Source organism: Streptomyces rugosispiralis (genome assembly GCF_024505145.1).
Taxonomy (GTDB): Bacteria; Actinomycetota; Actinomycetes; order Streptomycetales; family Streptomycetaceae; genus Streptomyces; species Streptomyces rugosispiralis.
The window spans coordinates 1-11,790 of record NZ_JANIAA010000018.1; the positions used below are offsets into that span (position 1 = coordinate 1).

10 protein-coding genes are annotated in these 11,790 nt (G+C 72.6%); 7 read left to right on the top strand and 3 right to left on the bottom strand.

Annotation, left to right across the window (positions count from 1 at the left end; translation table 11 throughout):
• The 4 genes from NP777_RS24725 to NP777_RS24740 form a co-directional block, all read left to right on the top strand.
• A partial coding sequence (locus tag NP777_RS24725) for an ATP-binding protein (RefSeq protein ID WP_256652388.1) occupies positions 1-263 on the top strand: 263 nt, incomplete at its 5' end.
• On the top strand, positions 260-1,450 hold the full coding sequence (locus NP777_RS24730) for a methyltransferase domain-containing protein (RefSeq protein ID WP_256652389.1): 1,191 nt from the start codon (positions 260-262) through the stop codon (positions 1,448-1,450). The genes NP777_RS24725 and NP777_RS24730, both read left to right, overlap by 4 nt.
• Positions 1,451-1,505: 55 nt before the next feature.
• Positions 1,506-2,114, top strand: coding sequence for an acyl-CoA-like ligand-binding transcription factor (locus NP777_RS24735; protein ID WP_256652390.1), 609 nt, complete (start codon positions 1,506-1,508; stop codon positions 2,112-2,114).
• Between the two features lie 34 nt (positions 2,115-2,148).
• On the top strand, positions 2,149-3,603 hold the full coding sequence (locus tag NP777_RS24740; protein ID WP_256652391.1) for an FAD-dependent monooxygenase: 1,455 nt from the start codon (positions 2,149-2,151) through the stop codon (positions 3,601-3,603).
• Between the two features lie 10 nt (positions 3,604-3,613).
• On the opposite strand, the gene NP777_RS24745 is transcribed toward NP777_RS24740, so the two are convergent.
• The gene (locus tag NP777_RS24745) at positions 3,614-4,399 is read right to left on the bottom strand and encodes a methyltransferase domain-containing protein (RefSeq protein WP_256652392.1); all 786 of its coding nucleotides are present in this window, start codon (positions 4,397-4,399) and stop codon (positions 3,614-3,616) included.
• Between the two features lie 158 nt (positions 4,400-4,557).
• Between NP777_RS24745 and NP777_RS24750 the strand changes: the two genes are divergently transcribed.
• The 3 genes from NP777_RS24750 (at position 4,558) to NP777_RS24760 (ending at position 9,192) form a co-directional block, all read left to right on the top strand.
• The gene (locus tag NP777_RS24750) at positions 4,558-6,690 is read left to right on the top strand and encodes a glycosyltransferase (protein WP_256652393.1); all 2,133 of its coding nucleotides are present in this window, start codon (positions 4,558-4,560) and stop codon (positions 6,688-6,690) included.
• A gap of 158 nt (positions 6,691-6,848) precedes the next feature.
• Complete coding sequence (locus tag NP777_RS24755) at positions 6,849-8,195, top strand: LCP family protein (RefSeq protein ID WP_256652394.1); 1,347 nt, start codon at positions 6,849-6,851, stop codon at positions 8,193-8,195.
• Between the two features lie 100 nt (positions 8,196-8,295).
• Positions 8,296-9,192: a carbohydrate ABC transporter permease gene (locus tag NP777_RS24760; RefSeq protein ID WP_391858569.1), complete on the top strand. Its 897-nt coding sequence runs from the start codon at positions 8,296-8,298 to the stop codon at positions 9,190-9,192.
• Positions 9,193-9,220: 28 nt separating this feature from the next.
• Here NP777_RS24760 and NP777_RS24765 read toward each other — a convergent pair whose 3' ends face one another.
• Complete coding sequence (locus NP777_RS24765) at positions 9,221-10,426, bottom strand: hypothetical protein (RefSeq protein WP_256652395.1); 1,206 nt, start codon at positions 10,424-10,426, stop codon at positions 9,221-9,223.
• Positions 10,417-11,733 (bottom strand): hypothetical protein, encoded by a 1,317-nt coding sequence (locus NP777_RS24770; RefSeq protein WP_256652396.1) that lies wholly within the window; start codon positions 11,731-11,733, stop codon positions 10,417-10,419. The genes NP777_RS24765 and NP777_RS24770 overlap by 10 nt, the downstream gene beginning before the upstream one ends.
• Positions 11,734-11,790 lie beyond the last annotated feature (57 nt).

The window sequence follows — 11,790 nt, forward strand, 5'->3', positions numbered from 1 at the left end:
TACGACACGGGCACGTACCCGGGCGGCTCTTCCGCGTTGAGCTCACGCTCACCAAAAGCCGCCTGCGGATCGCCGTATCCGACCCCCGGGGCGAGCGACTCCCCCGGCCCCGCCGCCCGTCGCCCCGCGACAAGCACGGCCGCGGCCTGCTCATCGTCCGCGCCCTCGCCCACCGCTGGGGCGTCCGCGAACGCACCGTCGGCAAGGAGATCTGGGCCGAGCTGGACCTGACCGCGTCGCAGGGAAAAGGAGTACCCACGTGAGTGTCCCCCGCTTCGACGGCGCGCCGCCGCGACTGCGCTCGCTGGTCGAGGACTTGCAGCGGGCCGGAGCGATCCGTTCGGCCGCCTGGGCCGGGGCGTTCGCCAAGGTGCCGCGCCATATCTTCGTGCCCGAGTGGTACGGGCAGGAGGCCGACAGCAGGGGCATCACCGTATGGCGCCGACATGACGCGGCCGACCGTGATACCCGGGAAGCCACCGTCTACAGCGACCAGAACCTCGTCACGGCACTCGACCCCGACACCGCCGAACGCGTCGACGAGCGAGCGTGGACCGGTATTCCGACATCCTCCAGCACACTGCCCAGCCTCATGGCGCGGATGCTGGAGGACCTGGGCGTGGCGGACGGCCACCGAGTGCTGGAAGTCGGCACCGGCACGGGGTACAACGCCGCACTCCTGTGCGCCCGGCTGGGTGATCGCCTCGTGTACTCCGTCGATGTCTCCCCCGACCTCGTGGACGTCGCCCGTGGCCGGCTCGCCTCCACCGGGTACCGGCCGCACCTCGCCGCCGGGGACGGGCAGCAGGGCTTCCCGGGGCACCCGGCACCGTTCGACCGGACCATCGCGACCTGCTCGGTCCCCCGCATCCCCGCTGCCTGGATCGAGCAGACGCGACCCGGCGGCGCGATCCTCGCCGACGTGTCCCTGGGCATCGAGGGTGGCCTGGTCCGCCTGACCGTGGACGAAGACGGACGTGCCGTGGGCCACTTCACCACCACAACCGGCCGGTTCATGGCCGCCCGCAGTGACGCGCATGCCTACCGACACCCCGGGCGGGCGCCTTACGCGCCACTGGCCGGGGCCCGTTCCGCCTCGCTCACCGCTGCCGACATCCGCGCCCACTACCCGTTCCGGCTGCTGCTCGCCTTCCACCTTCCCGGCGCCGAGCTGGTGTATCACATGGACGACGACACCGGGGCCATGTCGCTCCAGCTCCAGGGGCGCGACGGCACATGGGCACGCGCGCCGATCGCCGATGAACACACCACCACCGTCACGTACGGCGGAAGCGCCGACCTGTGGCGGCGGGCGGAGGCCGCCTGGCAGTGGTGGAACGACCACGGCCGCCCCGCTCAGGACCGTTTCGGCTATGCCCGCGAAGCCGACGGTCACCAGTACGCGTGGCACGTTCCGGACGGACGACATCGCTGGCCTCTCGAACCCTAAAAAATTGCGGGCCCCGCACATTTGCGGGGCACGCAAGTTTTGCTACGCTCACCGCATGGGACTGCGAGAGCGGAAGAAGGCCCAGACGCATGCCGCGCTCAGCTGGGCCGCCGTGCGGCTGACCGTGGAGCGTGGGTTCGACAAGGTCAAGGTGGAGGACATCGCCGAGGCCGCAGGGGTCTCGCCGCGTACGTTCAACAACTACTTCTCGAGCAAGGCCGAGGCGATCGCGTTCCGCCACCTCGACCGCTGTCTGCGCGTCGCGGACGAGGTGCGCGAACGGTCGGGCGAGCCGCTGTGGGACGCGATCACCGGCTCCGTGCTGCGGCAGTTCGCACCGGACGCGGAGGCGATCGCCCATCCGCCCGTCGCCGACGCGGAGCGGTGGACGGAGGGCGTGCGGGTGATGGTCGCCGAACCGGCCCTGCGGGGCGAGATGTTGCGGGCCGGGGCCACCGCCGAGGCCGAGATCGCGGCGGCCGTCGCGGAACGTACCGGCAACGACCTGGAGCAGGACCTGTATCCGCACCTGGTCGCTTCGGCGGTCATGGGCGCGGTCAACACCGCCATCGCCCACCATCTCCGCACCGACGCGGCCGTGCCGGTGAGCCGCCTGCTCACGGACGCCCTCGCCCGCATCACGGCGGGGCTTTCCACCCCGTAAGGCCACTCAACCAACCTGCCCCGAAGGGGAATTCATGATCGAGGTCGTCATCGCAGGCGCCGGGCCCAACGGCCTGATGCTCGCCTGCGAACTCGCCCTGTCCGGTGTGCGCCCGGTCGTCCTGGAGCGCCTCACCGAACCAACCGACACACAGCGCGCGAACGGCCTCGTGGGCCAGGTCATCCGCATGCTCGACCGGCGCGGACTGTACGAGCGGCTGACCGCGCCCGGCACCACCCCCGAACCGGCGCCCCGCTTCACCTTCGGCGCGTTCCCGCTCCACCTGAGCGACTTGCCGGACAACCCGCTCTACACGCTCCTGGTGCCGCAGCTCCGGATCGAGCGCATGCTCGCCGAGCGCGCGGTCGAGCTGGGCGTCGACATCCGGCGCGGCCACGAGGTCGTCGGGCTGACGCAGGGCGAGAAGTCGGTGACGGTCGAGCTGCGCGAACAGGACCCGATCGAGGCGGAGTTCGTGGTCGGCGCCGATGGCGGGCGCAGCGCGGTCCGCAAGCTCGTCGGGATCGACTTCCCCGGCGTGACGACGGACGACTCGGTGTCGCGCACCGGACATGTGGGCGTGTCCCCGGACGCGATCGGCGCTGATGGCGGCCTGACCGTGCCCGGTTTCGGCGTCATACCGCCGTACCAGCATCTGCGGACCGAGCAGGGGCTGATCGCCTGGGCGCCGTCCCCGGACGGTGCCCACAAGCTGACCACCGTGGAATGGGGGCAGCCGGCCGAGGGCGAGGCATCGCTGGACGAGCTGCGGGCCAGCGCCCGCCGGGTGCTCGGCGCGGACATCACCCTCGACCCGCCGACCGGTCCGGGTCCGCATCTGATGCGGCGGCTGTTCGGCGGCAACACCCGGATCGCCGAGCGGTACCGCGCGGGCCGCGTCCTGCTGCTCGGCGACGCCGCCCATGTGCACTCGGCGATCGGCGGCCCGGGGCTCAACCTGGGCCTCCAGGACGCGGTGAACCTCGGCTGGAAGCTGGCCGCCGAGGTGCGCGGCCACGCGGCGGAGGGGCTGCTCGACACGTACGAGTCGGAGCGGCACCCGGCGGCGCGGCGGGTCGCCATGCACACCCAGGCGCAGTCGCTGCTGACCCGGCCGGGCGACGATGTGACGGCGCTGCGCGAGCTGTTCGGCGAACTGCTCGACCAGCCCACGACCCGGCGGCACCTCGCGGGGCTGCTCTCCGGCGCGGACATCACCTACGCCATGGGCCCGGCGACCGGCCCCCTCGTCGGCCACTGGGCCCCCGACCTCCCGGGCCTCCGCGAACTGACCCGCACCGCCCGCCCCCTCCTCCTGGACCCCACCGGCACCCTCGACCCGGGCCCCTGGTCACCCCACGTCGACACCGCGACCGTCCCCGGCCTCGACACCGCCCTGCTGCTCCGGCCCGACGCCTACGTCGCCTGGCAGGGCACCACGAACGACGGTCTGCACGAGGCGCTGAACACCTGGTTCCGGGCCGTCTGAGGCCAACCGGCTACGCCTCCGCCACCACCACGTACAGCGTCGCCGAGGCGAAGAACGGGCCGTGGGCCAGGTGGTCCAGCCACTCGGCCGCCTGGTCCTCGGTGAGGTGGCCGGCCTCGACGGCGCGGCGGGTGGTGCGCTCGAATCCGAAGACCCGGTCCGCCGTGCGGACATCGCGGAAGACCTGGGTGGCCGGGATGACGTCCGGCACCCGGAACCCGGCGTCGGTGGCGAGCCGGGCGAGCTGGCGGCCGATGGCGGGGTTGCGGATCACCCGCTCGGTGACGTGGCGGGTGTACGCGCGGGAGAGCGCCGGGTCGGGGTGGTCGACGGCGAGGGTGTCCCAGTCGGGCTCGCCCATCACCAGCCGCCCGCCAGGCCGCAGGACCCGGTGGAACTCGGCGAGGGCGCGGGCCGGGTCGTCCACCCACTGCAGCACCCGGTCGGTGCGGGCGCGGTCCACCGCGGCATCGTCCAGCGGGAGGGCGTGGACATCGGCCCGCCGCAGCTCGACGCACGGATGCGCGGCGGTGCGCGCCGCCGCCGCGTCCAGCATCTCCTGGTCGCGGTCGACCCCGATGACCGTACCGCCGGGGGCCACCGCCTCGGCGAGGGCCGGGAGATCGGTGCCGGGGCCGCAGCCCGCGTCGAGAACGGTCAGCCCGGCCCGGAGGCCGAGGGCGTCCTGCATCCGCCCCTTGTAGTCGCGCCCCGCGTCACTCGCGGCGAGGCGGGTGAGGTAGTCGGCGGACGCGGGCTTGGCGGTCTCGAAGACGGAGGAAACGGAAGAGGTCATCGCGTCAGTCAAGCAGAGCCGACCCACGGAGGCGGGGGTTCCGCGTGCTCCCCCCTACGCGATCCGGCCACGCGGCGGGGAGCGTCCCGGGAATTCTTATCCATTCCCGCTGCTTCACCGGATCCGCCGCGCGCCCCGCAACTACGGTGCGACCAACCATGTTTGAGGGCAACCGGTCGAAAAAACGCCAGGAACCAAACCACCTGCCCCGGGGAGGTCGGCACAAGCGGTCCCGTGATCCCCGCGCGCACTGGCTGCTCCTTCTGCTCGTCCTTCCCGCCATGTTCGGCCTGCTGATGTTCCAGGGCTGGACCAACCACGAGGTGGACGCGGCGAAGACGCGGCGGCCGTGCACCAGCCCGGTGCCGCGGGCGCTGGCCGACGGCGGGCCGGTGGTGCAGATCAACGGGGGCCGGGTGCGGACCGTGGGCATGCCCGCCGGGACGGTGGCGCTGACCTACGACGGAGGGCCCGACCCCGTCCAGACCCCGCGTCTGCTGGACCTGTTGCGCCGCTACGACGCGCGGGCCACGTTCTTCGTCTCCGGCGCCAAGGCGGCCCAGTACCCCGACCTCGTACGCCGGATCCGCGCCGAGGGCCATGAGATCGGGTCCAACACCTACACCGGCGCCGACATGGGCACGGCGTCCGCCGGCCGGTCCCGGATGGAGCTGTCCCTCACCGAATCGGCGCTGGCGGGGTCCGTGGGGGTCCAGCCGAGGCTGCTGCGGCTGCCGCTGACCACCGATGTGGACACGCTGTGCGGCGACGAGTGGCAGGCGGCGCGGCGGGTGGCCGCGGAGGGCTATGCGCTGGTGGCCGCCGACCGGTCGGGCACGAAGCCCTCCCAGGGGATGGTCCGGCAGTTCAGCCAGACGGGCACCGCGTACCAGGAGACGGAGAAGCTGCTCAAGGACCCGCGCGCCAAGAAGTTCACCACCGTGACCGGCGGGCTCGGCGTGCCCCCGGTCGACGTCCCGGTCTCCGGCCTGGAGCGCTGGGAGGGCAAGGCGCTGATCTGGGTCGCGGCCATCGGCCGGAGCTTTGTGTCCACCATGACCTGGGTGCTGGGGATCGCGGGGGCGCTGGGGGTGCTGCGGCTGCTGATGCTCGTGCTGTTCGCCCGTACCCATGTCCGGCGGCTCACCCGCTTCCGGCCCGGCGCGCCCTGGCTGCGGGAGGTGAACGAGCCGGTGACGGTGCTGATCCCCGCGTACAACGAGGAGGCGGGCATCGAGGCCACCATCCGCTCGCTGCTCGCCTCCACCCATCAGCGGCTGCAGGTGATCGTGATCGATGACGGCTCGACGGACCGTACGGCCGATATCGCCGCGAGCGTCGAGGACCGCCGGGTGCTGGTGGTCCGCCAGCCCAACGCGGGCAAGGCGGCCGCCCTCAACACCGGTCTCGTGCACACCAGGCACGACATCGTGGTGATGGTCGACGCCGACACCGTCTTCGAACCGGACGCCATCCACCAGCTCATCCAGCCGCTCGCCCACCCGGCCATCGGCGCCGTCAGCGGCAACACCAAGGTGGGCAACCGGCGCAGTCTGCTGGGCAGGTGGCAGCACCTGGAGTACGTCTTCGGGTTCAACCTCGACCGCCGGATGTTCGAGGTGCTGGAGTGCATGCCGACCGTGCCCGGCGCCATCGGGGCCTTCCGGCGGGACGCGCTGATGGGCGTCGGCGGGGTCAGCGAGGACACCCTCGCCGAGGACACCGACCTCACCATGGCGCTGTGGCGGGCGGGCTGGCGGGTGGTGTACGAGGAGACCGCCGTCGCCTGGACCGAGGTGCCCACCTCGCTGCGCCAGCTGTGGCGGCAGCGGTACCGGTGGGGGTACGGCACGCTCCAGGCCATGTGGAAGCACCGGCGCGCGGTGATCTCGCTGGGCTCGGTGGGGCGGTTCGGCCGCCGCGGGCTCAGCTATCTCACGCTCTTCCAGGTGCTGCTGCCGCTGCTGGCGCCGGTGATCGACCTCTTCGCCCTGTACGGCGCGCTCTTCCTCGACCCGGCGAAGGCGGCCGGGGTGTGGTTCGGCTACCTCGCCATCCAGGTGATCTGCGCCGGGTACGCGCTGCGGCTGGACGGGGAGCGGATGCGGGCGCTGTGGTCCCTGCCGTTCCAGCTCTTCGTCTACCGGCAGCTCATGTATCTGGTGGTCATCCAGTCCGTGGTCGCCCTGCTGCTCGGGACGCGGCTGCGGTGGCACCGCATCCAGCGCTCCGGGACGGCCGCGCAGGCGCTCGGCGAGGCACCCGCGCGCCGGAGCCTGACACCGCGGTGACGTGCGGCGGGGTGGCCCACGGAGGGGTGACGTACGGCGGGGCGACGTACGGCGGGGCGACGTACGGCGACCGGGGCCGCGTTCAACGCGGACCCGAAGTTGTCATACCTCTATGAACGGACGGCGGGCGCCTCCGGCCGCTCGGCAGACTGCCGCCCATGAGCGATCGGTTGGACGGGTGGACCGCCGGAGACCAGCCGTCGGCGCGGGCCTGGGAGATCTCGACGGCGGACACGCAGAGCATCCCCGTGCAGGGGGCCCAGGGCATGCCCGCGGCGGGACCCCAGGGCGTCCCCGCGCAGGGGCCGTCCGCGCCATCTGGTGTCCCCGCGCAGGGGCCGTCCGCGTCACCGGGTGTCCCCGCGCCCCATGGCATGCCCACCAAACCGGCCCCCTACCGGACGGGCGACGAGACCCGCGCCCCCGAGCCCGTACCCCCGCCCGTACCCACCCCGCCCGTACCCGCCCCCACCGTCCGGCGCCGCGCCCCCAAGGAGCCGCTCAGCCGGCGCCGCCGGATCGTCCGGCTGGCCGTCGTGGCGGTGTCCGCGCTGCTCCTCGCCTCCGGCGGCGCCTACGTCTGGGCCGACACCCAGCTCAACCGCGAGGTCGACCTCGGCCGGGCGCCGGACCGCCCGCCGCCCGGCAAGGGCACCAACTACCTCATCGTGGGCTCCGACAGCCGGGAGGGCCTCTCCGAGGAGGCCAGGAAGAGCCTGCGCACCGGCTCGGCCGAGGGCCGCCGCACCGACTCGATGATGGTGCTGCACACCGGCTCCAACGGCACCACGATGATGAGCCTGCCGCGCGACTCCTGGGTGAACATCCCCGGTTTCGTCCGCCCCGAGACCGGCCGGCGCTACGACCCGTCCCAGAACAAGCTCAACGCGGCCTATTCGATGGGCGGCCCCGATCTGCTCGTCTCGACCATCGAGCGCAACACGGGACTGCGCATCGACCACTACGCGGAGATCGGCTTCTCCGGGTTCGTGGGCGTCGTGGACGCGGTCGGCGGCGTGCGGATGTGCGTGGACCGCGACATCAAGGACCCCAAGTCCGGGCTGGACCTGAAGAAGGGCTGCCAAACCCTCGACGGCGCGAAGGCGCTCGCGTTCGTCCGCCAGCGCAAGCAGGAGGCCAAGGGCGACCTGGGCCGCACCCGGAACCAGCAGAAGTTCCTGGCCGCCCTCGCCGACAAGGCGGCCACACCCGGCGTCCTGGCCAACCCGTTCGCGGCCTTCCCGACCGTACGCGCGGGTCTGGACACGCTCATCGTGGACAAGGACATGGGGCTGCCGACCCTGATGTCCATGTTCGAGGCGGTGAAGGGCGTCACCTCGGGCGACGGCAAGCAGCTCAACGTCCCGGTGTCCAACACCAACCTCCGGACCTCCAAGGGCAGCGCCGTGCAGTGGGACGAGACGCAGGCGCGGCGCCTCTTCGACCAGTTGCGGAACGACCAGCCGGTGGCCCTCGCCCCACCCACTCCGGCGGCGAAGCGTTGAGGCGCGAACCGCGCACGCGTCTTCCCCAACGCGACTGACAACCGGTTTCATGGACGGACGCTGATCGACTGCGCTCGCAAGCGCGCGAGGAGGTCCGAGGTTGTCCGCGCTCTCCGCCCGCCCCGCCCACCCCTGGCCCCGCTCCGCCAAGCGCCGTACCGGCGGCCCCCGCTGGTCCCCGCGGCTGCGCCGCCGGCTGGCCGCCGACGCCGCCCTGCTGCTCGTCGCCGCCGCGTTCCTGCTCCCGCTCGCCTGGCTGGTCCTGGCCTCGATCGACAACGATGCCACCCTGCGGGTCTCGGCGCCCGGATCGCCCACGCTGGACAACTTCTCCGCGGTGTGGACGGACGAGATCACCTTCACGCCGATGCTCAACAGCCTGCTCCTGTGCGGCGGCGCCACCATCCTGACCGTCGCCTGCGCGGCCCTCGCCGCCTACCCCCTCTCCCGCTTCCGCTCCCGCGTCGTGCGCCCGTACCTGCTGACGGTGCTCTTCACCACCTGTCTGCCAATCACCGCGATCATGGTTCCGGTCTACGGACTCTTCGTCCAGGTGAACCTCATCGACACCATGTACGGCACGGCCCTCTTCCTCGCCGCCTCCCAGCTCCCGTTCGCCATCTGGCTGATGAAGAACTTCATGGACGGCGTGCCGGTGATCCTGGAGGAGGCGGCGTGGACCGACGGCGCGTCCTGGCCGCAGAGCCTGATCCGGGTGATCCTGCCGCTGATGGGTCCGGGCATCACGGTCGTGATGATCTACAGCTTCATCATGATGTGGGGCAACTTCTTCGTCCCCTTCATGCTCCTGCTCTCCCCCGAACAACTCCCCGCGTCCGTGTCGATCTTCACCTTCTTCGGCAACTACGGCCAGGTGGTCTACGGCCAGCTCGCCGCCTTCTCGATCCTCTACTCCACGCCCGTGCTCCTGCTCTACATCCTGATCTCCCGCCGCCTGGGCGGCGGCTTCGCCCTGGGCGGCGCCGTCAAGGGATGACGGCGCCGCCACCGGTCCGGCCGGTGATTCAGCCCTCGGGCAGCGTCGGCGCCGCGCAGCCGTGGTGTTCGGCCGAGGCGGTGGCGAAAGCCGCCAGGGCGGCGCGTTCGTAGGCGAGGTCGGGGCGGCGGCGGGTCTCGCCGTCGGCGGCGTCGGCGCGGATGAGGTAGAGGGCGGACTCGGCGCCGCGCGGGCAGCCGGCACCGGCCCAGTAGGCGCTCTGGCCGAGCCGCCCGGCGGGCTTCTCGGCGGGGGTCACGTTCTCGTAGTCGTAGTCCCGGATGTACTGGGAGCGGGCGTCCTCCGCGTAGGGGCCGTAATACGCCTCCAGGCGGTAGAGGGGTGAGCCGTCCCGGGTGCCGAGGACGCAAGCTTCGCGGGGTGCGCGGTCGCGGGCGGTCTCGCGGGCGGTGGAGACGGCGGAGCGGGAGGCGGTGGGGACGGCCGCGCAGGTGCCCTCGGCGCCGAGCAGCGGTTCGTACTCGTCCTCGTTCACCGGCAGGCCGACGGTACGGACCGGCTTGCCCAGGGGCGCGTGGCAACCCCAGTGGTCGTTCGCCGCCTCGGCGGTCGCGGTGGCGGTGCGGACGAAGTCGGGGCGGACGGCGGGGTCGTCGAGGGTGGTGGCGCCGCGCAGCGCGGTCTCGACGGTGATCAGCAGACTGTCGCCGCGCCGGGCGCAGTCGAGCAGTACGGCGGTGGTGGCCGTGCCGTCCTCTTCGTCGTCCAGCCGTGTGGTGTCGGTGGCGAACAGGCCGGACCAGCCGTGGCCGAGGGGGACGGGGAGGGTGCGGCGGGCGGGTACGGCGGGGTAGAGGTCGTCGTATCCGTACTCGGCGCGGGGGCGGGGCGAGCCCGCGATGGAGACGGCGATGTGGCCGGTGGCCTCGGCGGTGATCCGGCAGTGGACGGAGAGGGAGTTGGCCCGCCCGGCGCCGTTCTTGTCGCTCTTGGCGGCGCTGTCGGCCTTCCTGCCGAAGGAACCCTCGGTGCGGTTCGTGACGTCCAGTTCGGTGTCGTCGCCGAGCACCGCGCGGACCTCGCCGACCGGAAGCACCCCGTCGCAGGCCCCCTTCAGCGCCCGGTCCGCGCCGCCCGCGAACCAGACGAACGCCCCGGTGACGGCGGCCAGCGCCACCGCGACGGCCACCAGGGCGCGGATCCGGAGCCGGGTGAGCCGGGTGAGCCACGTGAGTTGGGTGAGCCGGGTGAGTGTGGGGCGGGTCAGTGCCACTGCTCCACCTCCCCGAGCACCTTGGTGTCGCGGCACTTCGCCGACGTGGGCCAGCCGTCGCCGGCGTCCAGATAGCGGTCCAGGACCGTACGCGCGACGGTGGAGAGCCTGGCGCGGTCCTTGCCGCCGATGACGGCCGTCTCGCCGTCCTCGAGCCGGATCTCGGGGAGGACGGCCACCCGGTGGTAGGTGGTGCGGCCGCCGCACACCGACCGGGCCCACAGGGCGAGTTGGGGCCGTCCGGCGTAGGAGGAGACGCGGTCCTCCCGCCCGGTGTCAGCGCCCGCGTCCGGCTCGGAACCGGCCTCGGAGGGGCGCTTGCCGTCCTCCGCCCCCCATCCGGGCACATGGCCCTCGCGTTCGTAGGAGTCGTACGCCGACCGGCCGAGGATCCCCGACCAGCTGGCCGCCTCGACCTCGGTGATCTGCCACTGCTTCGGGCGCGGACGCGCACCGGCGTTCTGCTCCGCGTCCCACTCCCCGGCGCAGGCGCTCAGACCGGTGGACTCCTGGAGATCGCCGAGGGTGGTCCAGGAGCCGGAGGCGACACCGGGGAGCGAGGAGCCGTCGATCCACTCGCATGTGCGCAGGCCCCGACCGGGCGCGCCATGGGTCTCGTCCGTGTCCACCACGGCGGTCGGCGTCGTGAGCGGGCCGGAGCCGCAGTGCTGGGCCTTGGTGAGGGCGTTGGCCACGTGTACGGCGGTACGGAAGCCGAGCAGCGCGGTGGCGCGGTCCGGCTTGCCGTTCCCCGCCGCCGCCTCGTCGGCCTCGTCCGCCGAGTCGGTCCCGTCCGTCACCCGGGCCGTCACATACAGGTCGGTCGTGGGGCGGACCCGGCCGCCGAGCCCGCCCAGGCAGTCGGCCACCAGCCAGGCGCCCCGCTTCCCGTACTGGCCGGTGGTGCCCGGCGCGACGAAGGTGCCACGCCCACCGGCCGGTTCGAGGAGGTCCCGGGTCTCGACGGCCTCGGGCACATCGGAGACCAGCGCCTCGGCGTGGACCGTGACCCCGTATCCGTCGCCCCACGACAGCGAGCAGTCCAGCAACGAGCGGCTCTCCTGGCCGGGGGCGAGCATCGTGCCGTGCTGTCTGAGTTCGCCCGGCCGCTCGTCACGCACCAGCCGTTCGAGGTCCCCGTACGGCAGGGTGCCGTCGCATGCCTTCCTCAACTGGGCCCGGTTGGCGGCGAGATGGCCGCCGTCGGTGTCCCGGGTCACGAGGACGGCCCCCGCGATCCCCACGACCGCCATCAGTACGACAAGAGGCGTGCGGCGCTGCCACACACGGCCCCATAAACCACGCATCCCGCCCTTAACTCCTTACATCCCCTGACCAGTTCCCCCCTTGATCAAGCGGGGACA